The 24,833-nt window shown below is 68.8% G+C and carries 26 protein-coding genes; 16 read left to right on the top strand and 10 right to left on the bottom strand.

Features of this window, described 5'->3' with window-relative positions; all coding sequences use genetic code 11:
* Window positions 1-25: 25 nt before the first annotated feature.
* From ACFLIM_RS30160 to ACFLIM_RS30150, 3 genes are all read right to left on the bottom strand, one after another.
* The gene (locus ACFLIM_RS30160; protein WP_393171189.1) at window positions 26-1,042 is read right to left on the bottom strand and encodes a LacI family DNA-binding transcriptional regulator; all 1,017 of its coding nucleotides are present in this window, start codon (window positions 1,040-1,042) and stop codon (window positions 26-28) included.
* A gap of 68 nt (window positions 1,043-1,110) precedes the next feature.
* The gene (locus ACFLIM_RS30155) at window positions 1,111-1,380 is read right to left on the bottom strand and encodes a sulfurtransferase TusA family protein (RefSeq protein WP_393171187.1); all 270 of its coding nucleotides are present in this window, start codon (window positions 1,378-1,380) and stop codon (window positions 1,111-1,113) included.
* Between the two features lie 24 nt (window positions 1,381-1,404).
* Window positions 1,405-2,418: a LacI family DNA-binding transcriptional regulator gene (locus tag ACFLIM_RS30150; RefSeq protein ID WP_393171185.1), complete on the bottom strand. Its 1,014-nt coding sequence runs from the start codon at window positions 2,416-2,418 to the stop codon at window positions 1,405-1,407.
* 109 nt (window positions 2,419-2,527) lie between these two features.
* Between ACFLIM_RS30150 and ACFLIM_RS30145 the strand changes: the two genes are divergently transcribed.
* From ACFLIM_RS30145 to ACFLIM_RS30125, 5 genes are read left to right on the top strand one after another with little or no spacing between them, the layout of a single operon-like run.
* Window positions 2,528-3,799 carry an ABC transporter substrate-binding protein gene (locus ACFLIM_RS30145; RefSeq protein ID WP_393171183.1) on the top strand — a complete coding sequence of 424 codons (1,272 nt, stop codon included), beginning with the start codon at window positions 2,528-2,530 and terminating at the stop codon, window positions 3,797-3,799.
* Window positions 3,796-4,710 carry a carbohydrate ABC transporter permease gene (locus ACFLIM_RS30140; RefSeq protein WP_393171181.1) on the top strand — a complete coding sequence of 305 codons (915 nt, stop codon included), beginning with the start codon at window positions 3,796-3,798 and terminating at the stop codon, window positions 4,708-4,710. Before ACFLIM_RS30145 ends, ACFLIM_RS30140 begins: the two co-directional genes overlap by 4 nt.
* On the top strand, window positions 4,707-5,471 hold the full coding sequence (locus ACFLIM_RS30135; RefSeq protein ID WP_393171179.1) for a carbohydrate ABC transporter permease: 765 nt from the start codon (window positions 4,707-4,709) through the stop codon (window positions 5,469-5,471). Before ACFLIM_RS30140 ends, ACFLIM_RS30135 begins: the two co-directional genes overlap by 4 nt.
* Window positions 5,464-7,293, top strand: coding sequence for a glycoside hydrolase family 127 protein (locus ACFLIM_RS30130; RefSeq protein ID WP_393171178.1), 1,830 nt, complete (start codon window positions 5,464-5,466; stop codon window positions 7,291-7,293). Before ACFLIM_RS30135 ends, ACFLIM_RS30130 begins: the two co-directional genes overlap by 8 nt.
* 58 nt (window positions 7,294-7,351) lie before the next feature.
* Window positions 7,352-7,546, top strand: coding sequence for a hypothetical protein (locus tag ACFLIM_RS30125; RefSeq protein ID WP_393171176.1), 195 nt, complete (start codon window positions 7,352-7,354; stop codon window positions 7,544-7,546).
* 6 nt (window positions 7,547-7,552) lie between these two features.
* Here ACFLIM_RS30125 and ACFLIM_RS30120 read toward each other — a convergent pair whose 3' ends face one another.
* Window positions 7,553-8,203 (bottom strand): TetR/AcrR family transcriptional regulator, encoded by a 651-nt coding sequence (locus tag ACFLIM_RS30120; protein ID WP_393171175.1) that lies wholly within the window; start codon window positions 8,201-8,203, stop codon window positions 7,553-7,555.
* A gap of 125 nt (window positions 8,204-8,328) precedes the next feature.
* Between ACFLIM_RS30120 and ACFLIM_RS30115 the strand changes: the two genes are divergently transcribed.
* Genes ACFLIM_RS30115 through ACFLIM_RS30100 form a run of 4 tightly spaced genes read left to right on the top strand, consistent with a single transcriptional unit; the run spans window position 8,329 to window position 12,512 of the window.
* Window positions 8,329-8,799, top strand: a complete 471-nt coding sequence (locus tag ACFLIM_RS30115; protein ID WP_393171383.1) for a (2Fe-2S)-binding protein — start codon at window positions 8,329-8,331, stop codon at window positions 8,797-8,799.
* Window positions 8,796-9,791, top strand: coding sequence for an FAD binding domain-containing protein (locus tag ACFLIM_RS30110; protein ID WP_393171173.1), 996 nt, complete (start codon window positions 8,796-8,798; stop codon window positions 9,789-9,791). The genes ACFLIM_RS30115 and ACFLIM_RS30110 overlap by 4 nt, the downstream gene beginning before the upstream one ends.
* Window positions 9,788-12,049, top strand: coding sequence for a xanthine dehydrogenase family protein molybdopterin-binding subunit (locus ACFLIM_RS30105; protein WP_393171172.1), 2,262 nt, complete (start codon window positions 9,788-9,790; stop codon window positions 12,047-12,049). Before ACFLIM_RS30110 ends, ACFLIM_RS30105 begins: the two co-directional genes overlap by 4 nt.
* 10 nt (window positions 12,050-12,059) lie before the next feature.
* Window positions 12,060-12,512 (top strand): nuclear transport factor 2 family protein, encoded by a 453-nt coding sequence (locus tag ACFLIM_RS30100; RefSeq protein ID WP_393171170.1) that lies wholly within the window; start codon window positions 12,060-12,062, stop codon window positions 12,510-12,512.
* A gap of 6 nt (window positions 12,513-12,518) precedes the next feature.
* Here the strand turns inward: ACFLIM_RS30100 and ACFLIM_RS30095 are convergent, their stop codons facing one another.
* Complete coding sequence (locus tag ACFLIM_RS30095) at window positions 12,519-13,811, bottom strand: ArsB/NhaD family transporter (protein WP_393171169.1); 1,293 nt, start codon at window positions 13,809-13,811, stop codon at window positions 12,519-12,521.
* Between the two features lie 291 nt (window positions 13,812-14,102).
* Window positions 14,103-16,574 (bottom strand): ATP-binding protein, encoded by a 2,472-nt coding sequence (locus ACFLIM_RS30090; protein ID WP_393171168.1) that lies wholly within the window; start codon window positions 16,572-16,574, stop codon window positions 14,103-14,105.
* A 242-nt stretch (window positions 16,575-16,816) separates the two neighbouring features.
* Between ACFLIM_RS30090 and ACFLIM_RS30085 the strand changes: the two genes are divergently transcribed.
* The 5 genes from ACFLIM_RS30085 (at window position 16,817) to ACFLIM_RS30065 (ending at window position 20,684) form a co-directional block, all read left to right on the top strand.
* The gene (locus ACFLIM_RS30085) at window positions 16,817-17,182 is read left to right on the top strand and encodes a DsrE family protein (RefSeq protein ID WP_393171166.1); all 366 of its coding nucleotides are present in this window, start codon (window positions 16,817-16,819) and stop codon (window positions 17,180-17,182) included.
* 11 nt (window positions 17,183-17,193) lie between these two features.
* Window positions 17,194-17,784 carry a carboxymuconolactone decarboxylase family protein gene (locus ACFLIM_RS30080; RefSeq protein WP_393171165.1) on the top strand — a complete coding sequence of 197 codons (591 nt, stop codon included), beginning with the start codon at window positions 17,194-17,196 and terminating at the stop codon, window positions 17,782-17,784.
* Window positions 17,785-17,896: 112 nt separating this feature from the next.
* Entirely contained in the window at window positions 17,897-18,661 is a 765-nt protein-coding gene (locus tag ACFLIM_RS30075; protein WP_393171164.1) for a DUF429 domain-containing protein, read from the top strand.
* 161 nt (window positions 18,662-18,822) lie between these two features.
* Window positions 18,823-20,073, top strand: coding sequence for an ATP-binding protein (locus ACFLIM_RS30070; RefSeq protein ID WP_393171163.1), 1,251 nt, complete (start codon window positions 18,823-18,825; stop codon window positions 20,071-20,073).
* Between the two features lie 314 nt (window positions 20,074-20,387).
* Entirely contained in the window at window positions 20,388-20,684 is a 297-nt protein-coding gene (locus ACFLIM_RS30065; protein WP_393171162.1) for a hypothetical protein, read from the top strand.
* A 152-nt stretch (window positions 20,685-20,836) separates the two neighbouring features.
* Here the strand turns inward: ACFLIM_RS30065 and ACFLIM_RS30060 are convergent, their stop codons facing one another.
* Window positions 20,837-20,995, bottom strand: coding sequence for a hypothetical protein (locus ACFLIM_RS30060; RefSeq protein WP_393171160.1), 159 nt, complete (start codon window positions 20,993-20,995; stop codon window positions 20,837-20,839).
* A 344-nt stretch (window positions 20,996-21,339) separates the two neighbouring features.
* On the opposite strand from ACFLIM_RS30060, the gene ACFLIM_RS30055 reads away from it, so the two are divergent.
* A complete protein-coding gene (locus ACFLIM_RS30055; RefSeq protein ID WP_393171159.1) occupies window positions 21,340-21,858 on the top strand; it encodes a plastocyanin/azurin family copper-binding protein in 519 nt (172 codons plus the stop codon).
* A gap of 81 nt (window positions 21,859-21,939) precedes the next feature.
* Here the strand turns inward: ACFLIM_RS30055 and ACFLIM_RS30050 are convergent, their stop codons facing one another.
* Window positions 21,940-22,269: a hypothetical protein gene (locus tag ACFLIM_RS30050; protein ID WP_393171158.1), complete on the bottom strand. Its 330-nt coding sequence runs from the start codon at window positions 22,267-22,269 to the stop codon at window positions 21,940-21,942.
* A gap of 252 nt (window positions 22,270-22,521) precedes the next feature.
* Here ACFLIM_RS30050 and ACFLIM_RS30045 point away from each other — a divergent pair, with 252 nt between their 5' ends.
* Window positions 22,522-23,466 carry a hypothetical protein gene (locus tag ACFLIM_RS30045; RefSeq protein ID WP_393171157.1) on the top strand — a complete coding sequence of 315 codons (945 nt, stop codon included), beginning with the start codon at window positions 22,522-22,524 and terminating at the stop codon, window positions 23,464-23,466.
* A 284-nt stretch (window positions 23,467-23,750) separates the two neighbouring features.
* Here ACFLIM_RS30045 and ACFLIM_RS30040 read toward each other — a convergent pair whose 3' ends face one another.
* Window positions 23,751-24,152, bottom strand: coding sequence for a nuclear transport factor 2 family protein (locus ACFLIM_RS30040; RefSeq protein WP_393171156.1), 402 nt, complete (start codon window positions 24,150-24,152; stop codon window positions 23,751-23,753).
* A 160-nt stretch (window positions 24,153-24,312) separates the two neighbouring features.
* A complete protein-coding gene (locus ACFLIM_RS30035) occupies window positions 24,313-24,678 on the bottom strand; it encodes a DUF4345 family protein (RefSeq protein WP_393171155.1) in 366 nt (121 codons plus the stop codon).
* Between the last annotated feature and the right edge of the window lie 155 nt (window positions 24,679-24,833).

Genomic DNA, 24,833 nt, shown 5'->3' with positions numbered 1-24,833 from the left:
GCACCAGAGCTCGGGGCCGGCCGGCCTACGTGCTGGAGTGAACCGGGCCCGTGCTGCCGCGCGGCGTGAGCACGGCCGCCTGGTCCTCGAAGGGCGGCACGCTCTCACCGGAGATCAGGGCCAGCAACCGCTGCGCGGCGTGCGCCCCATAGGCCGGGATGTCGCGGGTGAGCGCGGTCAGCGGCGGGCGTACGACCTGGGAGAGCGGTGAGTCGTCCCAGGCCACGATGGACAGGTCGCGCGGCACCTCGACCCGCATCTCCTGGGCCACGGACAGGCCCGCCACGGCCATGATGTCGTTGTCGTAGACGATCGCCGTGGGCCGCTCTGGCGAGCTGAGCAGCCGCCTGGTGGCCCTGGCGCCCTCCTCGCCGGTGTAGTCGGTGTGCATGGTGACGTGTTCGGCCACGCCCTCGCACGCCTGGGCGAACGCCTGGTCGCGGACGGTCGTGTGGACCAGCTCGGGCAGCCCGGCCACCCGGGCGATGCGGCGGTGGCCGAGCGCCACCAGGTAGCCGACGGTCTCGCGCACGGCCTCGCCGTCGTCGGACCAGATGGCCGACAGCGTGCCCGACTCCGAGGGGTGGCCGATGACCACGACCGGCATGCCGAGCCGCTCCAGCTCGGCCACGCGGGCGTCCGAATAGTGCAGGTCAACCAGGAACACGCCGTCGATGCGGCTCTCGCCCCACCAGTGCCGGTAGACCTCGCTCTCCTGCTGGTGGCTGGTGACGACCTGGAGCAGCAGCGCGTAGGAGCGGTCGGCGAGCACGCCCTCGATGCCGCTGATCAGCTCCATGAAGAACGGCTCGACGCCCAGGATGCGGGCGGGCCGGCAGAGCGCGAGGCCGACGCAGTTGGCCCTGGCGCCGTTGAGCGCCCGCGCCGCGCTGTTGGGCCGCCAGCCGATCTCGTCGGCGATGGCGATGATCTTTGCCCGCGTCGCCGCCGACACCCCCGGCTGCCCGTTGAGCGCGTAGGAGACCGCCACCTTGGACACTCCCGCCCGGGTGGCGATGTCGGCGATCGTCGGTCGCTTCACGGGCTCCCTCTCCTGAACCGGGTAACCCCCTTACTGTAGGCCACCCGGAACCCCAGGGCGTTAACCGTTTAAGCCGCGTGCCAGGGCCGGTTCTCCTGCGTGAGCTTGGCGCCGTCGCCCACGCGCACGGCGTACGTGGGCCGCGCCGCCCCCGGCACGGGACCGAGGTAGGTGTGCCCGGTCATGTGGCACCACGCGGGCAGGTCCACGACCGCGGCGGGGTCGGAGGTGATCAGGTGGACCACGGCTCCGGGAGCGGCGCCGAGCACGTGGTTGCGCAGCTCGATGAGCACCTGAACGCAGCGCTTGTCGCCGCCGTCCACTACGAGATCAGGCATACGTATAGGAAACCACCTCCGGAGTCAGGACACTCCGGGTGGTGAGGTGGAGTCCCGGATCACGAGGTGGCACGGCATCTTGTGCACCCCCGGCGTCGCCTTGCCGTCGATCGCCGCGAACAGGTGTTGTGCGGCGGTCCGGCCGAGCAGCTCCAGGTTCATGTCCACGGTCGTCAGCGTGGGCCGGGTCTCGGTGGACAGCACCTCCCAGTTGTCGTAGCCCACCACCGCGATGTCGTCGGGCACCCGCCGCCCGCGTTCCCTGGCCGTCTCCACGAACCCGGCCGCGATCTGGTCGCTGCCGCAGAACACCGCGTCGATCTCCGGCTCGGCCATCAGCAACATCTCCGCCGCGTGCCGCCCCCACCGCTGCGACCACACGCCCGACAACGTCTGCCCGGCCTGGGCCACCCCGGCCTCGGCGAGGGCCAGGCGGAGCCCCTCCTCGCGGTCGCGCGCCGCCTTGTAGTGCGTCGGCCCCGTGACGTGCGCGATCCTGCGGCGGCCCAGGGCCAGCAGGTGGTTGACGACCATCGTCGCCGCGCCCACGTCGTCGGGCACGAAGGACACGTCGTCCGGGTCCTCGGACGGGCCGTAGGCGTACACGACGGGGATGGGCAGGTCCTTGCTCACCGACGGGCGCGGGTTCGTGCTCTCGCCCACCACGATCAGCCCGTCCACCCGGCGCGTCAGCAGCGCCCGCAGGTGGTGTTGCTCCCTGATCGCGTCGCCCCGCGCGTCGCAGAGCAGCACGGCCATCTCGCCCGCGCCGAACGCGTCCTCCGCGCCGAGCAGCACCGGGATGCCGAACCGGCCTACGCTGTCAGAGGTGAGCAGCCCCACCGTGCGCGTCTGCCCCGAGATCAGCCCCCTGGCCAGGGCGTTCGGCTGGAAGGAGAGCTCCGCCGCGGCGGCCAGCACGCGCTCCCGCGTCGCCGCCCGCACATCCTGGCGCCCGTTGAGTGCTTTGGACGCCGTGGCGATCGAGACCCCCGCCAGCGAGGCCACATCATTGATGGTCGCCCGCTTACTCGCCATGTTTCGAAACCCTTTTCGGTCTTGTGAACTGGGTAGAACCCTAGCACCCATTGACATGGCCTCGTGTTTCTTCTACGTTTCCGAAAACCTTTAAGTCCAGGAGCACATCATGAGACGAAGGCTGGCCGGGATCTCCCTACTCGGTGCGTTAGCGCTCACAGCGGCGGCCTGCGGTAGCGGCGGCGGCGGTGGTGGGAGCACGCAGCCCACGGACGGTCCCGTGACGATCACCATGTGGACCCGTGCGGCCACCCAGGCGCAGACAGAGCGGCTGGTCAAGGCATACAACAGCAGTCACAAGAACCAGGTGAAGCTCACCGTCATCCCCACCGACAACTACCAGCCCCGCATCGCCGCGGCGGCCGGCGCCAAGCAGCTCCCCGACGTGTTCGCGTCCGACGTCATCTTCGTCCCGAACTACACCTCGCAGGGCCTGTTCCTGGACGTCACCGACCGGATCGCGGCGCTGCCGTACAAGGACAAGCTCGCGCCCTCGCACATGAAGCTGGGCACGCTCGACGGCAAGCAGTACACCGTCCCGCACACGCTCGACCTGTCGGTCTGGTTCTGGAACAAGGACCTGTACGCCAAGGCCGGGCTCGACCCCGAGAAGGGCCCGAAGACGCTGAAGGAGTTCGCCGAGCAGGCCACCACCGTCCAGGAGAAGCTGGGCAAGGACGGCAAGGTGCACGGCACGTTCTTCGGCGGCAACTGCGGCGGCTGCTACGTCTTCACGTTCTGGCCGTCGGTCTGGGCCGCAGGTGCGCAGGTCATGAACGCCGAGGGCACCTCCTCGCTCAACGACCAGGCCGCGATGACCGACGTGTTCAAGATCTACCGCGGCCTGTACGAGAACAAGGTCTCGGGCCCGACCACCAAGGAGGAGCAGGGCCCGACCTGGACCGGCTTCTTCCCCAAGGGTGAGATCGGCGTCATGCCGATGCCCTCCACCACGCTCGGCCAGATGCCCAAGGACATGAAGGTCGGCGTCACCCCGATCGCCGGTCCCGACGGCGGCGAGTCGACGTTCGTGGGCGGCGACTCCGTCGGCATCTCCTCCACCACCAAGAACGCGGACGCGGCCTGGGACTTCGTGTCCTGGACGGTCTCCGACGACGCCCAGGTGGAGGTCATGGCCAAGAACAAGGACGTGCTCGCGCGTACCGACCTGGCCGGCAACAAATACTCCGCGGAGGACCCGCGCGTGGTGATGATCAACTCGCTGGTGGCCAAGGGGCAGACGCCGTACGCGCTGCGCTTCGGCCAGACCTTCAACGACCCGCAGGGGCCGTGGTTGCGACTGGCCCGCGAGGCCGTGTTCGGTGACGCCGCGAAGGTCCCCCAGCTCAACACCGAGATCACGAAATCGCTGCAACAATGACTTTGACGATCACGCGATCCGGGCGGCGGCCGGCCCACTCCGCGCCGCCCGCCCGGTGGCGGAGCAGGAAGGTCCAGGGCTGGCTGTACGCGGCCCCGACGGCCGTCATCGTGGGCGTGTTGTTCATCGCGCCCCTGGTGCTGGTCGTCTGGATGTCGTTGAACCGCTGGCCGCTGCTGGGCCAGGCCACCGTCAACTTCCCCACCAACTATCTCAAGATCGCTGACAACCCGCTCTTCGTCGACGCGGTCCTGTTCACGCTCAAGTACACCGCCATCACCACCGTCCTGCTGTCGGGCGTGGCGCTCGGCCTGGCCCTGCTGGTGCAGGAGCGCAGGCCGGGCATCGCCTTCTTCAGGACCGCGTTCTTCCTGCCCGGCGCCGTCGGCTTCGCCGCCGCCGGGCTGCTGTTCTACGGGATGCTGAACAACGACTTCGGCCCCATCGACCCCATGCTCCAGGCGCTGGGCATCACCAGCGAGCCGGTGAAGTGGATCGGCACGCCCAACATGGCGCTGTTCTCCACGATCACGCTGGTGCTCTGGCGCTTCGCCGGGTTCAACATGCTGATCCTGCTGACCGGCCTGCAGGCGATCCCGACCGAGGTCTACGAGGCCGCCAAGAGCGACGGCGCCAACCGGTGGCAGATCTTCACCAAGATCACTCTGCCGCTGCTGCGTCCGACGCTGGCGCTCATGCTGATCCTCAGCGTGACCGGCTCGCTGCTGGCCTTCGACCAGTTCTTCGTCTTCACCAACGGCGGCCCGGACAACAGCACGGTCTCGATGGTCATGGTCGTCTACCGGGACGCGTTCTTCCGCTTCGACCTCGGCGGCGCGGCGGCGATCTCGGTCGTGTTGCTGGTGGCCCTCGTCGGGCTGAACACGCTGATGATGCGGAGGCTGCGATGAGCCGATTTATCACGCTTTCCGCGCTGGCGGTGCTGTTCCTGTTCCCGCTGGTGTGGAGCGGCTACGCCTCGCTGGAGGACCCGTCCAACTACCTGGAGATGGCCAGCTTCGGCGAAGGGCTCGGCACGTACGCCACCAACAGCGTGCTGGTGGCGGTGATGACCGTGGCGGGCACGCTGGTCGTCTCGGCGCTCGGCGGCTACGGCTTCGCCCGCTTCGACTTCCCGGGCAAGAACCTGCTGTTCCTGGCCACGCTGGCGATCCTGATGGTGCCGTACGCGACGATCCTGATCCCGCTCTACGTCCTGCTCGGCTACATCGGCCTGCAGAACTCGCTGGTGGGGCTCTCGCTGGTGTTCGTGATGTTCCAGCTGCCGTTCGCGTTGTTCATGATGCGCAACGCGTTCGAGGCCATCCCGCGCGAGCTGGAGGAGGCGGCGCTGGTGGACGGGTGCGGCACGTTCCGGGCCTTCTCCAGGATCCTGTTGCACGCCGTGCGGCCCGCGCTGATCACGGTGGGCCTGTTCGCGTTCCTCGCCTCGTGGAACGACTTCTTCGCGCCGCTCATCCTGCTCAACGACGGCTCGTCGTTCACCCTGCCGGTGGCCGTGGTGAGCATGACGCAGCAAACGTTCGGCGCGATCGACTACGGCATGCTCCAGTCCGGCGTCATGGTCATGGCCATCCCCTGTCTCATCCTCTTCATCGTGTTGCAGCGCCACTACGTGCGCGGATTCATGTCAGGAGCTCTGCGTGGCTAATCCCGTCCTGCCCTCATCGGGCGTCCTGTCCCCACTCGGTCTCGACGCGGTACGGCTGTCACCCGGTTTCTGGGGAGACCGGGCGGCCCTGAACCGTGAGGTCACGATCGCCCACTGCCAGGAATGGGAAGAACGCGAAGGCTGGATCGGCAACTTCAGGGGCGAGCGGCCGCGCCGGGGCCGGGAGTTCAGCGACTCGGAGATCTACAAGCTGCTGGAGGCCATGGCCTGGGCCGACCACCCGGACCTGCCCGCGCTTGCCGAGACCGTGGCCCAGGCCCAGGAGGGTGACGGGTACATCAACACCCGCTGGTCGGGTAGCCGCTACACCGACTTCGAGTGGGGGCACGAGCTCTACTGCTACGGCCACCTCATCCAGGCCGGGGTCGCCAGGCTGCGCATGCACGGCGAGGACCGGCTCACCCAGGTCGCCATCAGGGCGGCCGACCACGTCTGCCGCCGCTTCATGGACGGCACTCAGACGTGCGGGCACCCCGTGATCGAGATGGCGCTGGTCGAGCTCTACCGAGCGACGGGAACCCTGCGTTACCTGGAGATGGCCCGTCGCTTCGTCGAGCGGCGCGGCCTGCCGGCGCTCGCCGACATCCCCTTCGGCCGCGCCTACTACCAGGACGACATGCCCGTCAGGCAGGCGCAGGTGTTCCGCGGGCACGCCGTACGGGCGCTCTACCTGGCCTCCGGGGTGGTCGACGTGGCCGTCGAGACCGGGGACGAGAAGCTGCTGAAGGCGGTCGAGTCGCAGTGGGAGCGGACGATCGCCCGGCGTACGCACCTGACCGGCGGCATGGGGTCGCGGCACACCGACGAGTCGTTCGGCGAGGACTACGAGCTGCCGCCGGACCGGGCCTATAACGAGACCTGCGCCAGCATCGCCTCCATCATGCTGGCGCACCGGCTGCTGCTGGCCACCGGCGACGTCCGGTACGCGGACGTGGCCGAGCGCACCCTGTACAACATGCTGGCCACGGGGGTGGCGCTGGACGGGCGGTCGTTCTTCTACGCCAATCCGCTGCACGTGCGGGTGCCCGCGGTGCCGCTCGACGGGGTGAACCACGCGCCCGAGGGCGGGTTGCGCTCGCCCTGGTTCGACGTGTCCTGCTGCCCGAACAACATCGCCAGGACGCTCGCCTCGCTGCCCGCGTACGTGGCCTCGGCCACCGCTGACGGGATCCAGATCCACCACCACACGCCGTCGGAGATCCGGCACGGCGGGCTGGCGCTGCGGGTGGAGACGGGTTACCCGTGGACCGGCTCGGTGACCGTCCGGGTGGTCGAGGGCGGCGAGGGGCGGATCGGGCTGCGCGTCCCGGCCTGGGCCACGGACGCCACGCTCGCGCACGTCCCCGTGTCGTCACCCGAGGCGCCGCTGCCCGAGGGGCCGGTCATCCGTCCGGCGAGCCCCGGGTACGCCTACGTCGACGGGCCGTGGCGGGCCGGGGACGAGATCCGGCTGGAGCTGCCGATGGCGCCCAGGTGGACGTTCCCCGACCGGCGCATCGACGCGCTGCGGGGGAGCGCGGCGGTGGAGCGGGGGCCGCTCGTCTACTGCGCGGAGTCGGTGGCCGACGAGCCGCCGCTCGGCGACCTGACCGCCCGCATGTCGCCGCCCGTGGAGCACGACGTGGACGAGGCCGTCGAGCTGGAGGTCGAGGCGTCGCTCGGCACTCCGGATGGCGGCGGCTGGCCGTACACGCCTTCGAACGGCCGCGCGGGCGGCGCGGATGTCCGGTTGCGGCTCGTGCCGTACCACCGGTGGGGCAACCGCGGTCCCGCGACCATGCGGGTCTGGCTACCGCTCTAGGAGGCTGAAGGGCTCGGTCACCGTCGAGCCCGGCAAGATCGTTCGGACCAAGATGCAGATGGGGTTCGTCACCGAGGAGCTGGCCGGGTCGCGCTCGGAGTACGACGGGTACAAGGGGCGCTCGCCGGAGCAGGCGCTGCGGCGGCAGTTGCAGGACTACAACGCCTGGTGGGCGGAGAACCTGCCGTACATCGACGTGCCCGACGAGAACATCAAGAAGCGGGCACCCGCGTGGAGGTCATGCTGCCGCTGATGGGTTTCAGCCCCTGAGCGCCGGGAGGCCGGCGGCGAGGGCGCTGAGGGCGCGGGTGAGGGTGGGCACCATCTGGGGGCAGGCCGCGGCGATGTCGGGGTCCTGGGCGTACAGCTCGATCATGGTCGGGGAGGGGTGGGTGACCGGGTAGAGCATGCCGGCCAGCCCGGTCGCCGCGGACGCCAGCTCCACGCCCTCACTCTCCGTCAGCTCCGTGACCTGCGAGATCAGCGTGCCCACCGCGGCGATCACGCTCAGCACGGCGCGCTTGAACGTGCGGGCCGCGGGCACCGACACGTTGTGCTCGAGGGTGGTCGTGGTGTGGCTCATCAGGTCGCAGAACAGCGGCCGGTCGGTGAGCGTCTCCGCCAGGGCTGTCACCACGTCGCCGGTGCCGTCACAGTCGCCCAGCCGGTCGGCGATCGCCTCCGACCACTGCCGCCACTCGTCGGCGGCGAGGATGAGGTAGATCTCCTCGCGGGTGCCGAAATAGCGCATGATATTGGACTTCGCCAGGCCCACGGCGTCCGCGACGGCTGCCAGGCTGACGTTGCGCACGCCGGAGTCGAGGGCAAGCTCGCGGGCGGCGGCGAGGATCGCCTCGCGCCGCTGCTGCTTGTGCTCCGGCCGCCGGGCCCGGACGAATGCTGACGTCATGTTCCTCCAGAATACTGACAGAGGATAAAAGAACAACGTTCTCTTGTTAAGTGAACGACGGTCTGTTAGCGTCGCCCGCAGAAGGATCGGATTCCGGCGGGAGGAAGCGCGTGACCGAGATACGGATGCGGGTGAACGGCCTCGACGAGAAGCTCGACGTCGAGCCGTGGGTCAGCCTGCTCGACGCGCTGCGCGAGCGCCTCGGGCTGACCGGCCCGAAGAAGGGCTGCGACCAGGGTGCCTGCGGCGCGTGCACGGTGCTCGCCGACGGCGTGCGGATCAACGCCTGCCTGGCCCTGGCCGTCCAGTACGCCGGCAAGGAGATCACCACGATCGAGGGCATCGCGACGGGCGATGAGCCGCACCCGTTGCAGGCCGCGTTCGTCCGGCACGACGGGTTCCAGTGCGGTTACTGCACCTCGGGCCAGATCTGCTCGGCGGTCGGGATGCTGGCCGAGCACGCCGCGGGCATGCCGAGCATCGTGGGGGCCGAAGAGCTGAGCGAGGCGGAGATCAGGGAGCGCATGAGCGGCAACCTGTGCCGCTGCGGCGCCTACAACGGCATCGTCGACGCCATCAAGGAGGTGGCGTCGTGAGGCCGTTCGCGTACGTCAAGCCGGTCGACGTCGCCGAAGCCGTGCACGCGGTCGCCACCGAGCCGGGCGCGAAGTTCATCGGCGGCGGCACCAACCTGGTCGACCTGATGCGCGAGGGCATCGAGAGCCCCGACACCGTCGTCGACGTCGGCGGGCTGCCGCTCGACGGGGTGGACGAGCTGCCGGACGGCGGACTGCGCATCGGCGCGCTCGTGCGCAACAGCGCGCTCGCCGCGGACCAGCGCATCCGCACCCGCTATCCGCTGCTCTCGCAGGCGATACTCTCCGGCGCCTCCGCCCAGCTCCGCAACATGGCGACCGTCGGCGGCAACCTGCTGCAGCGCACCCGCTGCCTGTACTTCTACGACCAGGCCGCCGCCTGCAACAAGCGCGAGCCGGACAGTGGTTGCGACGCGCTCAGCGGGTTCAACCGCATGCACGCCATCCTGGGCGCGAGCGACAGCTGCATCGCCACGCATCCCTCCGACATGTGCGTGGCGCTGGCCGCCCTGGACGCCGTCGTCGAGGTGGAGAGCGTGCGCGGCACCCGGCGGATAGCGCTGGCGGACTTCCACCGGCTGCCCGGCGGCACGCCCGAGATCGAGACCGAGCTGGCCGCCGACCAGCTGATCACGGCGGTCGAGCTGCCGCCCGCGCCGGTCGCGGCCAACTCCCGTTACCGCAAGGTACGCGACAGGGCGTCGTACGCGTTCGCGCTGGTCTCCGTCGCGGCGGCGCTGGAGGTGCGGGACGGGACCGTGACGGAGGCGCGGCTGGCGCTGGGCGGCGTCGCGGCGAAGCCGTGGCGGGCCCGCGAGGCCGAGCAGGTTCTGGTCGGGGGGCCGGCGACGGAGGAGTCCTTCGGCCGGGCGGCCGACGCCGAGCTGGCGGCAGCGAGCGTGCGGCCGGGCAACGCGTTCAAGGTCGCGCTGGCCCGCGCCACGATCGTGGCCACGCTGCGCGAGCTGAACACCGGAGGGGGCAGGGCATGACCGCCACTGAGACCGAGCAGCGGACGACCTATGTGGGCCGTCCCATCGACCGCCTCGACGGCCGGGCCAAGACCACCGGCGAGGCCAAGTACGCGGCCGAGCACAGCTATCCGGGCCTGGCGTATGCCGCGCTCGTGCACGCCACGATCCCCCGGGGCCGGATCACGGGCATGGACACCGCGGCGGCGCGGGCCGTGCCCGGCGTGATCGAGGTCCTCACCCACGAGAACGCCCCCGCCATGAAACCCGCGCCCAAGCAGAGCATGCTGAACCTCAGCTCGCTGGCCTCCGGCACGTCGGTCAACTACCTGGCCACCGACGAGGTGCACTGGAATGGCCAGCCCGTGGCGGTCGTGGTGGCCGAGACGCTGGAGACCGCCCGGCACGCGGCGTCCCTGGTGCGGACGACGTACCAGGAGCTGCCCGCCGTGGTGGACTTCGCGTCCGAGGCGCCGAACGCCACCCCGCAGAAGAGCAACGCCATCGCGGAGGCCGGGGCCGACAAGGGGGACGCGCCGGCCGCGCTGGCGGCCGCGCCGGTGGCGGTGGACCTGCTGTTCACCACGCCGCCGCACAACCACAACGCGATCGAGCCGCACGCGACGACCGCCGTATGGGAGGGCGACCGCCTGACCCTGCACGAGGGCACGCAGAACATCGCGTGGCTGCGCAGTCACCTCGCCTACCGGTTCGGCGTCCCCGAGCGGAACATCCGGGTGCTGTCCCCTTACGTGGGCGGCGGGTTCGGCGGCAAGGGCTCGGTCTGGGCAGGGGTGTTGCTCGCCGTGCTGGCCGCGCGGGCGACCGGCCGGCCCGTGCGGCTGGCGCTCACCCGCGAGGGCGTCTACCACACGGTCGGCGGCCGCACTCCCAGCACGCAGCGGGTCGCGCTGGGCGCGGACGCGGACGGGAGGCTGACCGCGCTCATCCACACCAGCGTGTCCAGGACGGGACGGGCCGGGGGCCTCCCGGAGCAGATCACCTCGGCCTCCCGGCACCTGTACGCCGCCCCGAACATCCACCTGCAGCAGAGCCTCGTCCAGCTCGACGCGCTGCCCAACACGTATATGAGGGCCCCTGGCGAGTCCATCGGCACCTTCGCCGTGGAGTCGGCCATGGACGAGCTGGCCTTTGAGCTGGGCATCGACCCGATCGAACTGCGCATGCGCAACGAGCCCGAGCGCAATCCGGTGGACGGCAAGAGGTTCGCGCACCGGATGTTGCGTGAGGCGTACGCGCTGGGGGCGGAGCGGTTCGGCTGGCATGAGCGCGATCCGCGGCCGGGGTCCATGCGGGACGGGCGGTGGCTGGTCGGCATGGGGGTCGCCACGGCGTACCACCCGTCGTGGCAGATGCCCGCGAAGGTCACCGTGCGGCTGTCCGCGGACGGCACGGTCGTGGTGCGCTCCGCCTTCCACGAGATGGGCATGGGCGCGGCCACCGCGCAGACGCAGATCGCCGCCGACGAGCTGGGCGTGCCGCTGGAGGCCGTACGCGTCGAGTACGGCGACTCCGACCTGCCGCCGGGGCCCGGCGCGGGCGGTTCGGCGCAGACGGCGAGCGTGGCCGCGGGCCTGGTCGCCGCATCCCGCAAGCTGAAGCAGTCGGTGCTCGCCCTGGCGCGGCGTTCGGCCGGGTCACCGCTGCGCGGGCGCAAGCTGGACGACCTCGAAGCCCGCGACGGGGGCCTCTATCAGGGCTCTCGGGGCGAGACGTATGCCGCGATCCTGACTCGTGCGGGCCGTGATCACCTGGTGGCCGAGGGCGGGGTGGGCGTGCTCGGGTTCCTGGCGAAGACCATCCGCGACCGCCGGAACTGGGTGAAGGCGGCGTGCGGCGCGCAGTTCTGCGAGGTGCGGGTCGATCGGGACACCGGTGAGGTACGGGTGTCGCGCTGGCTCGGCGTGTTCGACGTCGGCACGGTGATCAACGCCAAGACGACGGCCTCGCAGCTGCGCGGCGGCATCGTAATGGGCATCGGGCTGGCGCTGTCGGAGGAGACCCTGGTCGATCACCGTACGGGCCGCATCGTGAACCCGAGCCTGGCCGAATACCACGTCCCCGTGCACGCCGACATCCCGCACCTCGACGTGCACTACCTCGGCGAACCGGACCCGACGATGCCCCTGGGCCTGATCGGGGTCGGGGAGGTGGGCATCACGGGAGCCGCGGCGGCCGTGGCCAACGCCGTGCGCCACGCCACGGGCAAGCGCGTCCTCGACCTGCCCATTACCTTGGACAAACTGCTCCCGCTCTAGGCTGGTGCTCATGTCACGACCACCCGTTCCGCCGTTCACCGAAGAGTCCGCCCTGGTCAAGGTCCAGTCCGCCGAGGACGCCTGGAACACGTGCGACCCGGACCGCGTCGCGCTCGCGTACACGGAGGACTCGGTCTGGCGCAACCGCCACGAGTTCCTGACCGGGCGCGACGAGATCAGGGACTTCCTGCGGCGCAAGTGGGACAGGGAGCTGGACTACGCGCTGCGCAAGGAGCTCTGGGCCGTGACGGGCAACCGCATCTCGGTGCGGTTCCAGTACGAGTGCCACGACGCCTCGGGGCAGTGGTGGCGCAGCTACGGCAACGAGCAGTGGGAGTTCGACGAGTCGGGGCTGATGCGGCGCAGGGAGGCCAGCATCAACGACCTGCGCATCGCGGCGGCCGACCGCCGCATCTTCGGCCCCCGCAGTGGTCCCGAGCCGGGCCTGCTGCCCCTTCGGTGAGGTAACTCAGGTTAGGTAGCGGAGCCACAGGTACGGCGTCGACAGCGCCACGGTCACGAACGTGACGACCAGCCCGTACTTCGTGAACTGCCAGAAGCTGATCGGGGTGCCGTTGCGGGCGGCGATGCCGAGGATGACGACGTTGGCCGCCGCCCCCACGGCCGTGGCGTTGCCGCCCAGGTCGGCCCCGATGGCCAGCGCCCACCAGAACACCTGCGCGGACCCGTGGCCGCCGTTGGCCTGGACGAGGTCGGCGACGATGGGGCTCATGGTGGCGACGTACGGGATGTTGTCGATGACGGCCGACAGTACGGCCGAGCCCCACAGCAGCAACATCGTGGTCAGCCCGAGCTCCCCGTGGGTGGCCTGCGCCACGGCCCTGGAGATCTGCCCGATGACCCCGGTCTCCACCAGCGCCCCGACCATGACGAACAACCCCGCGAAGAACACCAGGGTCGGCCACTCCACCTCGCCGATGGCGTCCTCGGTCGTCACCTTCGTGGCCGCGACCAGCACCCCGGCGCCCAGCAGCGCCACGACGGACGGCTCGTAGTGCAGCACCGGATGCAGCACGAACGCCGCCAGCACCAGGGTCAGCACGGCGAGCGACTGCCACAGGAGTTTGTGGTCGGCGATGGCCTCCCGCTCGTTCAGCGTCATGATCTCGGCGGCCCGATCGGGGTCGTACCGGAACGACTTCCTGAACAACCACCGGCAGAGCACCAGGAACACCGCCACCAGCACCACGATCAGCGGCGCCAGGTGCACCAGGAAGTCGTTGAAGGTCAGCCCGGCGCGGCTGGCGATGATGATGTTCGGCGGATCGCCGATCAGGGTGGACGTGCCGCCGATGTTGGACGCCATCGCCTCGGCGATCAGGAACGGCGCCACGGGCAGCGCCAGCCGCTCGCACACCAGGAACGTCACGGGCGCGATCAGCAACACGGTGGTCACGTTGTCCAGCAACGCCGAGGCGGACGCGGTGATCACGATCAGCAACACCATGAGCCGGAACGGCCGCCCCTTGGCCCGTTTGGCCGCCCAGATGGCGAGAAACTCAAAGATGCCCGTCTGTTTCAGGACACCGACGATGACCATCATGCCGAGCAGCAGGAAGATCACATTCCAGTCGATCCCGGAATGCTCGTCAAAGAACGCCGCACCCGCGTGGGTGGCATGGATCACCAACATGATCCCCGCCCCGCCCAGCGCCGCCGCCACGCGGTGCATCTTCTCGGTGGCGATCAGCGTGTACGCAATGAGAAAGGCGGCCACCGCCACCCACGCCGTAACGGTCACACGACCACCTGGCGCTCACGGGGGATGAACTGGGCGGCGGGGCGGTCGAGGTGCATAGGCTCTCCGGGAACGACGAGTGAACCGCCGACCAGACTTCCCGGCACACCCGTCAATAACCTATCAAGAGCCGTAACCGTGTCAGCAGCCCCAAATCCCTGACGAACCCCCGTACCGACCACTTCCGGATGGTCGTCAAGTTCCGCATATGCCAATGATCCGGCCGGCCCAAGAGATCTTCACCCTGACCGGCACGACCGTCGACCCCAGGTGGTCACGCTACCGGCGGGGACGTCAGTCGCCTGGCGTGCGGTCCACCAGCGGTGATGCCTGAAGAATCGCTGGCACGCGAGTCAACGGTGTCTCGTACCCGTGGGCGAAGGCGGAGTCGAAGCCCACCGGGCCGAGCCGGTCGCGCAGCGCCGCGCGCAACTCCTGGTCGGTGACGAGGGCTTCCCGGTCTTCAGGGCTGAGTCGTTCGGCGGCGCCGAGCAGGGCGGCGGCGCGTTCGAAGTGGCCGGTGGCGTGGTCGGACCCGGCGAGCAGGTGCAGCCCGATGGCGGTGATGCGCACGTCCCCGAGGCCGACGGCGATGTGGGTGCCCTCGGCGAAGTGCAGCCGCGCGCTATCGCGGTCGCCGCCGAAGGCCGCGGCGCGACCCAGGCCGAGCAGGCAGCGGGCCGCGCAGCGCAGGTCGCCGATCCGCCGGAACTCGGGGAGCAGGCCACCGAAGCGGGTCTGCGCGATGGCGTGGTCCCCCCGGTGCTGGTCGAGGGTGGCCAGGTAGATCTCGGCGTGTAGCCGTTCGTGGTCGTTGCCGCTGGCCCGGGCCAGCCGCGCGGCCTCAGCCAGCCAGCCGGGCACGTCGTCGAGGCGGACCCCAGCCTCGATCGCCCGGATGCTCATCTGATTGAGGCAATTGGCGCGCTTGACGTGGTCGTTGAGCCGGCCGAACAGCTCGGCGGCCTGGACCAGCCGGGCCAGGGTGGTCTCGGGGTCGGCGGCGTACACGTGGGCGGACAGCGCCATGGCGCGGTGCCAGTCGTCGCCCAGCAGCTCGAAGAGCTCGGCCGCCTGGGCCAGGTGCCTGAGGGAGTCCGCGTGCTGCTCGCCGTACCTCATCGTCCAGCCGCGGGCGAGCAGGGCGAGTGCTTGATCGTGCCCGGTGCCGCTCACGGCCATCCGATGCGCCCGCTCGGCGAACTCCTGCGCCCGTTCTGTGTCCTGATAGCACAGCACGATGGAGCAGGTGATCGCGATCCGGAGGCGCAAGGCGCCGTCCGGCAGCGGTCGTTGGAGTAGCTTGTCGAGCCAGTCGAACAACTCGCCGCTGCAACCGACGACCTCCCACGCCGTACCGATGCCGGCGATGAACTCCCAAGCGCTGGTGGTGTCGTTCCGATCCAGGGCCCAGCGCAAAGCGGCCGTCAGGTCTGCCGAGCGACGGTTGATCCACCGTAGCGCGGCGACCTGGTCTCGGCCGCGCAGGTCCGGCACGGCGGCCACGGCATGGCGCAGATGGTGACGGGCGTGCTGCTCGCGCGCCGTTTCTGCGGCACCGCGCGCGACCAGCCGCCGACGCGCGAACTGCCGGACGCTCTCCAGCAGGAGATACTCGGTTGTCTCGTCCCTGCGGTGGGAAGAGATCAGCGATCGGTCCAGCAGGCGCGAGAAGATCCGGATCAGGTCGGCGGAATCCAGCGGCGGGTAGGGGACGACCTGCGCAGCCGTGTCGTAGTCGAACTCGCCCGGGAACACCGAGCAACGTTCCAGCAGCAGCCGCTCGTCCTCGTTCAGCAGCTCGTAGCTCCAGGTGAGGGCCTCCTCCAAGGTACGGTGCCGGTTCGGAGAGCCGTGCGCCCCATCGGTCAGCAGGGCGAACCGGTCGTGCAGCCGGGCCAGCAACTCGCTGGGCGTGAAGAACCGTACCCTTGCGGCGGCGAGTTCGATCGCCAGCGGCAGGCCGTCCAGGCGGCGGCAGATCATTGCGACCTGCCTGGCGTTTCCGGCGGTGACCTCGAACCCGGGCGAGACCGCGGTGGCGCGGTCGGCGAAGAGCAGGCCGGAGCCGGAGTCCAGTACGGCGGCCGGGTCGTCGAGCTCGGCGGGCAGCGGCAGCGGCGGGATCTCGTAGACGACCTCCCCCGCGATGTGCAGTGCTCCGTGGCTGGTGGCCAGCACGTGCAGGTGGTCGGTGGTGGCCAGCAGGTCGGCGAGCAGCGCCGCCGCAGTGGCGGTCACATGCTCGCAGTTGTCCACGACGAGCCAGTGCCGACCCTCGGCGAGCGTCCCGCGGATCAGGGCGCGCAGCTGGTGCTCTTGCCCGGCGACGCCCAGTGCGTCGGCGAACGCCCGTTCCACGGCGTCTCCGGGGGTCATGGGGGCGAGATCGATTAGGACGGCCGGAGGCAGCGTGGTCACCGAGTGGGCCAGGTGCAGGGCCAGGCGGGTCTTGCCGGTGCCGGCGGGGCCGGTCAGGGTCACCATCCGGTGCGTGTCGAGCAGTCGGCGCAGGTCGCCGATCTCCCTGGCTCGGCCAACGAATGATGACAGCGGTCTGGGCGGGACACCGCGGGGTTCGCGGCGTGCGCGGAACCGGGCCGCCGCGTCGACCAGGGCCAGCCGGTTGGTCCCGCCGAGCTTGCGCAGCAGGGACGACACGTGGCTCTCGACGGTACGTTCCGACAGCCGCAGCCTGGCGGCGATCTCCTGATTCTGCAGGCGGTCGCCCACGAGCCACAGGACCTCTAACTCGCGCGGTGTCACGCCGGCACCTCGTAAATCGGGAAAGACGTCCGTACCCATGACCTGAGTATGCCGCCGCTCGGGCGGATCTCCACGGTCTGGCACTGAGCGGGTTTCCGTACTGAGCACGGATGCGGAGCGGGCGAGGTGCGGGGTGGAATGGCGGCATCCGCCACACGCTTTCCCACACGTCGGCACCGATGCTTCGAGCGCGGTCGACGCGAGCCGGCGACACGAGAGAACGACCGAGAGAAGGAGAGATCATGGCAGGCAAGGCTGTCATCAGCTTGACCACGGGGCTTGAGGACCCAGAGCGGGTCACGGTGGCGTTCCTGGTCGCGCTCGGCGCGGCCGAGCAGGGCCGTCCGACGCTGATGTTCCTCACCAAGGAGGCCACCCGGCTGGCCCTGGACGGCGTCGCGACCGGTGTCGCGTGCGACGGCTGCCCGGCGCTGGCCGACCTGGTGGCTCGGTACGCCAAGGCGGGTGGAACGTTCCTGGTCTGCCCCATCTGCTTCGATTCCCGCAAGCTCGACAAGAGTCTGCTGATCGAGGGCGCGGAGCTGGGCGGCACCATTCCGATGTGGCAGTGGATCGGCGACGAGGGCGCCACCACCTTCAGCTACTAGGGTCAGTCGTCATGGGCGATATCGGATTCCTCCAGGCTCCGGAACCCACCCCGGAGGCGCAGCGACTGTTCGACGATGATCTCGCCGAGGTCGGCTACATTATGAACATCACCAGATTGTGGGCGTACGAGCCCGCCATCGTGAGCGGGCTGTTCGACCTGATGGGGCAGGCAGGCAAGGCGGCGGGGTTGAGCTACCGCCAGCGCGGGATCCTGGTGGCCGCCTGCGCGTCGGTTCTCGGCGACTCTTACTGCTCGCTGGCCTGGGGAAGCAAGCTGGCCGACGCGACAGATGCGCGAACGGCCTCCGGAGTGCTGCGGGGCGATGACGACGGGCTGAGCGCCGCCGAGCGAGCGATGGCAAGCTGGGCGCGGAAGGTCGCGCGCGACCCCAACGGGATCGGCCGGGCGGATGTGCGGGCGCTGCGTGACGCCGGATTCGATGACGCCCAGATCTTCGGGATCACGGTGTTCGTCGCACTGCGCATCGCGTTCTCGACCGTCAACGACGCGCTCGGCGCACGCCCGGACGCCGCCTTCCGCGCCACCGCCCCGCAAGCCGTGCTCGACGCCGTCACCTTCGGCCGCCCCATTGCGGAGTAGCGGCCGATGAGGGACGCATAACGTAACAGCCTGGTCATTCCCGGCTCTCAGATGCGCAGATGCCAGGACGTACGCAGAACGCACCCTGCGAGTTCGCTCCTATCGTGAGGGGATGTTGACGGTAGGTATCGATCTCGCGGCGGAGGCGGTGCGGACTGCGGTGGCATGGCTCGACTGGTCGGCCGGCCGGGCCCGGCTGGTCAGGGTGGAGGTCGGGGCGGACGACGAGCTGATCGTCGAGGCGGTGATGGCCGCGAGCAAGGCGGGGATCGACTGCCCGCTCGGCTGGCCCGACAGGTTCGTGGACTTCGTCACCGCCCACCGTGCCGGGCACGTCCGGGTGCCGGAGGGCTTGGCGGGTCGGGCCTGGCGGCGGGATCTGGCGTTGCGGGTCACCGACCAGGTGGTGCACGAGCAGACCGGGCTGACGCCGCTGAGCGTGTCCGCCGACCGCATCGGGCACGCCACCATGCGCTGCGCCGCTGTGTTGGCCGAGCTCGCGCGGCGGGGCCAGCCGGTGGATCGGCGCGGCGGTGGGGCTGTTGTGGAGGTGTACCCGGCGGCCTGCCTGAAGCGGTGGGGGCTGCCGTACCGGGGCTACAAGCGCACCGCCAACCTCACCGAGCTGGGCCGGCTCGTGGACCTGCTGCTGGAGGCGGCGCCGTGGCTGGAGCTGGGCGAGTACGAGCCGCTCTGCCGCGCCTCGGACGACGCCACCGACGCCGTCGTGTCCGCACTCGCCGCCCGCGCGTCAGCCCTCGGCCTGGTGACCGTACCAGCGGGGGAGCAGGCTGGCACGGCGGCCACGGAGGGCTGGATCGCTCTGCCCACCACGCCCCTGGACCACCTCATCACAGCCGGGTCGAAGCCCCGCTAAAGGTCCATCACCGTGCCCTCCACTCCAAGCCATGCTCGCAAATGTCGGTCGAAGCCCCTCGGAAATGTCAGTAGCCGATCTCAGGTATGTCGGTTTGAACGGCCGTGAAATGTCGGTGCGCCACCTGTAAGATGTCGTTCTCGCCGGTAGGAGGGACTGCGGTGGATCTTGTCGCCCGACGTATCGCTGATCATGCTGTGGAATTCTTGGAAGCGTTCAGAGTAGTGATCATCAACGGGCCTCGCCAGTCCGGGAAGACCACCTTGCTTCGTCAGCTGGAGGCTTGTCGTGGCGGCACGTACCTGACCTTGGACGATGGCACACTCCGTGCCGCCGCACACGCTGACCCGGAAGTATTCGTCGCTGATGGACCCAGGCCGATGATGATCGACGAGATCCAGCGGGGCGGCGACGATCTGGTCCTGGCAATCAAGGCGTCAGTCGACCGTTCACCGGGACGCGGGCAATTCGTCCTCGCTGGTTCGACCAGGTTTCTGGCGACCCCTTCGCTCAGTGAGTCCCTGGCCGGACGAGCGGCCATCATCGACGTCTGGCCGTTCGCGCAACAGGAGCTGGCCGGGGGCGACACTTCCTTTCTCACGAGGGCGTTCGAGGAACCGGAGTCCTTCAGGACGACGGCACAGAGTTCCTGTGGCAGGGCGGACTACTTCGACCTCATCGGCAGGGGATTCTTCCCCGAAGTCATAGCCATGCGATCCGAGCTTGCTCGCGCCGAGTGGTACGACTCCTACGTGCAATCGATCATCGACACGGACATTCGCGAGATGGCGAAGATCGATGAGCCCAGCAACCTGCGACAGTTGCTGAGGCTGGCCGCAGCCTCCACCGCTCAGGAGCTCAACGTCGTCAAGACCGCCAGCGACCTCGGACTCCACCGCACGACGATCAGCCGCTACCTCGGCCTGCTGGAAACGGTCTTCCTGGTGCAGTCGCTGCCCGCGTGGTCGCGCAATCTCAACGCCAGAGCTGTACGGCGACCCAAGCTGCACATCACCGACACCGGGCTGGCCGCGCACTTGTTGTCGGTTGACGCCGAAGGGCTGGGAGCGCGCATAGCACCCGCTCGTGGGGCGCTCGTGGAGACATTCATCGCCAACGAACTGGCCAAGCAGGCGACGTGGTCCCCCTTCCGGCTGAATCTCTTTCATTGGCGCGTCAGCCAGGGGGCAGAGGTCGACCTGGTGGCCGAGCGAACCAACGGCCGGGTGATCGGAGTGGAAGCCAAGGCCACGGACGCCGTCGACCTCAGGGACTTCAAGGGCCTGACCACGCTCAGAGACTCTCTTGGGGACCAGTTCGTTCACGGGTTCATACTCCACACAGGGAGGCGATCACTCGCCTTTGGTGATCGACTGACCGCGCTGCCGATCAGCGCGCTGTGGGACCGTTAGGGACCGAGAACCGGCGGTGTGCTCCGATCACGCCGGTTGGCCTTCACGTGGGTCTCCTGGAAGGCCGCAGAACTCATCATGCGGGCCCCGAACGGCGATGTGAATCATCCTGGTGCGCTCCCGGGAGACACTTGTGCACTCTTGACCTCCAGGGGCCCTTCTGTCGGCCGCAGTGTGGCTAGCGGGTCGGGGGATGGCGAAGGTCAGGGTCGATCAATTCCCCCAGAGATCTAAAGATCCTTAGGTGGAGGGATAAGTACTTAACTGAATACGAAGGGTAGGTTCACGGCGTTCCGACTAGGAAAGGACGTCTCATGGAACAGCAGCAGGCTCAGCAGATCGAGCAGCAGTTGCGGCAGAACTGGCAACAGATCAGGTATCGGATCCTCGACCAGTTCGCCGAGGTCAGCCCATCCGATCTCGACTTCGCTCGCAACGTCAACGATCTGGTCGAGCGGATCGCGGACAAGTCCCACCACAGCGATCGGTACGTTGAGACGCGACTGCTGGAACTGGTCGGCGTCGGGGGCACCTCGATGGGACCGCAGGGGCAGCCGTTCGGCTCCTCGATGGGGCAGCAGGGCGGACAGCAGGGCCGTTTGGGGCAGTAACGGCGCGAGCGCGTCGGAGATGAGGCGATGGGCTGGTCAGGCGATGTCGATCCGATGCGTATCGGAAGCGCACGTCCGGCCAGCCCATCGGACGGTTGCACCTGCAAGGGGAGCGAGGCGGTCGCCTCCAGCCATCAGGACAGGACCCACGATCAGATAGGCAGCATGGACCGGTAGTCCAGCAGATCGTCGATCAGATCGGTGACCGACCGATCGCGAGGCATCTGCTGTAGTTCGGTCAGCATCGCGTCCACCTGTTCGCGCGTAGGTCGATCGTCCACTGACGCAGCCAGACTCACCAGCCTGCTCATAGTGCCTCCCAGGGCTAGTTTGTCCCGTTTCCGTAATAAATGTACCATTTTAGCTTGCCGTTGAGGTGAGACGTCAACTCCTTCGACCTGGCCCGACGCACTCAGCGTCGGCAGCGGCGTTGGCGGCGACGTGAACGGCTGGTGCCGGAGCCGTTTCTCAGAGTCGGAAACGCCCTGGAAGATCGGGCGGCAACAACCGGACAGCCGCGCCGACATGGTCTTCTCCCATGGCATTGGCCGTCCTGCCCGTAGTCTGGAAGAAGGGACGCTCGCCGGTCGAGCGCGACCGGGACGCGGGAGACGGGTGAGCGCATGCAGCACACGCGCACTCGGGGGTGAGCCTGATGAGGCTTCACGACGTGTGGTTCACAGGCACCGCGGCGGTCGCGATGACGGCCGCGCTAGTCGCCGGCGCACCAGTGGCCACAGGGCAGGTGGCCGAGTCGCGGCTCGCGCAACTGTGCACCGCTCCGCCACTGCCGGGCAAGGTGGTGGATGTGAAGCTGACCGACATGAAGTCCGGGTCGATGCGCCTGACGGTGAACCCGGCCAAGGTCCCGTCGGGCACCGTGTCGTTCCGCGCGTCCAACACCGGCACACTGGCCCATGAACTGGTCGTGCTGCCGCTCGTGAAGGGGCAGGCCATCGGGAAGCGGCCGGTAGGAACCAATCATCGTGTGAAGGAGACGGGCAGTCTCGGCGAGGCGTCGCACAACTGCGCCGCGGGTGAGGGCGAGGGCATCGCGCCGGGGTCCATGAGTTGGGTGACGCTCAAGCTGCACCCTGGACGGTACGAGCTGGTGTGCAACATTCCTGGGCATTACGCCGCAGGTATGCACGCAGAGTTCAACGTTACCCAGTGAGGATCGGGATCTGGTTCGGCGAACGGGCGGGCGATCAGCGGAGTGGGCGCGGCGGCCACGGAGGGCTGGATCGTGGTCCCCTTAACGTCCCTGGACCACCTCAAGGATCTTGATGGTGCCGATGTCGCCTCCGTACCAGAGGCGGTACTCGGCTGGTGGCTTCACGTAGCGACCGGCATCCTCGTACCACAGGAGTCCGGTGAGCGTCAGCGTGCGGCCCAGCGAGGCCGCAAGTATTTTCGGCTTGCCATCGTTCCGTACGCTCTCAACGGGCACAGATGCGTGTCCGCCCTCGGGATACGTGCTGAAAATGAGCGGCATGGCAGCCACCGGGCCGCTGTTCTGCGCGGTCGCAGCGGTGAGAGCTGCTGTGACTCCTCCGGCAAGCGCCACGAACACCGCGGATATCACCGGCCATGACGCTGGTCGAGCCGGCCGACAAGGTCGGGATCACGCTGCTCGCACCCGCGGGAAACAACAGGCGAAACACCTGGCAAACACACGGGTAATTACGCCCGTTTTTCCCACGAATCTGCGGCAGAACTACTCCAAAAATAACAGTCCAGTCCTTAATTCCGCCGCCCTTGTTTCTATGCGGGCCACAGGTTGTCACCATGATCGGTGACACGCCCTCGCCCCCCGGAGGTCCTTTTGACTGCCTTCTTGCGTGCTCTCCTCGCGTCCACGGTGGCGGCACTTGTCGCGCTGCCCGCCGTACCGGCCGCCGCCGTAGCCGCCGCGGCCCCGGCCGGAATGTACAGGTTCGTGGTCGCCATCGGCGGCCTGAAGACCACCTCGCGGGAGAACTGGGTGCGCCTCGCGACCTACTCCCTCACGGCCGACGGCAAGGCTTACGACTCCCACTTCCACTGGTCGCAGCGCGTACGCGTGAACCGCAGCTACACCGGCGTCAGCGGCGGCGACTGCGGCGTGCGGGCCTGCCAGGTGCAGACCGCCAACGGCTTCCAGGCCACCAGCTCTCCCAAGCAGCTCAGCGGCACCTACACGGTGACCGGCTCGGTGCTGCGGATCACCTGGACCGGTAACGGATGGGAGGAGTGGACGGTCAGCGAGCCGATCGCCGGGCAGCTCGCCAAGCTCACCTACCGGGGCAGCTCTTTCGGTGCGACGCACGGGTACGGCTACGGCAGCAACGCCACATGGAGCAACCGCGCGTCGATGGCGGAGATCGCCGCCTTCGACCACACCCGGCTCAAGCACGACTACCACCTGTGGAAGACCGACGCGGGCACGCCGTACCTCGACGAGGGCGCGGGTAACCCGTTCTGGAAGACCGGGTGGCAACGGTGTACGAGCGGCCGATGCCTGGGCGGCGCCACGACGGGCACCGACTACTACCTGTCCACGGCCAACGCCACCTCGACCGACCGCAGGGACACGATCTGGCACTGGCGGCGCGAGCTGGCCGACGGGCGCGGTGAGCACTGCTACACCGGCAACTCGCACGTCAAGCCCATGCTGCAGATCATCGACAACGCGGGCGGTTTCCACGGCTGGGTGGCCGTGGAGGCCTCGCTCAACCAGACCTCCCCGAGCCAGGGCACCTCGGCCGACGACATCGGCGTCTTCGAACTCAGCGAGTTCTAGGCCACTGGGGACTGAGCCGACAGGCAGATCCGGACGCGCAACCCGCCGTTCAGACCGAGGCCGCGGAGCCGGGGGCCGATGCCGTCGGGATCGCGGAGCCATGCCCCGTCGTCCGCGGAGTCGTCCTCCGGCAGGTCGAACTGCGCAAGCCATTCCTCACGGGTCTTGAAGGGAGGAGGCGGCGGCTCGTCGACATAGCCCAGCGCCGACTTCCAGAAGTCCGCAAGAAGGAGATTAGCGCTGGGAACCCAGCTGCCTGACCACTGAAGGCGTCAGCCGAGCCGTCATCGGCGCCAGAAAGCGTCGTGGGCGCGCTGGTCAGCCACATATTCCCAGCGTTCCACGACCAGCCCTCGCTCGAAGCCGTAGACGTTGAAATTGTCCATCTCGACGCGCTCTCCACGGCGCTCCGCTGTCCAGCGGTGCAGAGTGACCGAGTAAGAGTCGTTGGCCTGTACAGAGAGCAGCCCGGTCTGGAAGGTGCCGCCCGTCTCTTCGAGCGCGAGCATGCCGAGCCTGATGATGGCGTCCTTGCCACGATGCTCGCCTGCCACGATGCTGTCGCCGCCGATGTGGAAAATGGCGTCGTCGGCGATCAGGTCGAGATAACCGGTGAGATCGCCATTGCCGATCAGATCGTACAAGCGCCGGGTAAGCACGGCGTTCGGGTGTGTGTCAGGTCTCATATGGTCACCATGCCGCGGCGGCGTGGCGAGATGGCATAGATCTTTGGTTATAGGTCGCTCGGCTGTACAACGTGCCCCCTGCCGAGTGGGTCTTATGGGGATGTACGGCAGGAGGCGGCGATGAGGTTCGCATTGCCACTGTGGCTTTCCAACCTGATGGTCAACGGGCGGCCAGCAGCGCCGCCATCAGTCCTACCTCGACCACCAGGTAAAACCCAGTGGGATAGCACCGCGACGGCCGCTCCAACAGCATGGAGACGACCCGGCCCGCGGCCATGCCGCCCAGCGCCAGTGCCACCGCCACCAGCACGCCGTCACGCAATGTGCCCACGCCGAAGGCGGCCAGCGCCAGCGCCGCCGCCGTGGCGAGCCCGAACCCCCCGTACACCGCCCGCACCTCATTACGGCCGTCCGCCGAGGCCACCCGGATGCCGAACGGCGCCACCAGCGTCCCCGGCGCAACCAGGCCGTACACGCCCATCCCGGCGAAGAAGACCGCCACCACACCGATGATCACGTCCGACATGCCCGCATCCTGCCATCCGCTCCCCGTGCCGGCCATTACCTAGCGGGTAGTGCCGCTGGCTAGGGATCGTCGCAGCCCCTGCTGAACAGCCGATGCCGCGTCCTAGCAATGCGGCGAACCCCTTGAGTTGTGCATACTGCGTATGCATACTTAGT

Origin of the sequence: Nonomuraea marmarensis (genome assembly GCF_043197025.1) — a bacterium.
GTDB lineage: Bacteria > Actinomycetota > Actinomycetes > Streptosporangiales > Streptosporangiaceae > Nonomuraea > Nonomuraea marmarensis.
The sequence above is the reverse complement of the archived record's forward strand: the minus strand, read 5'-3'. Positions and strand labels throughout refer to the sequence as shown.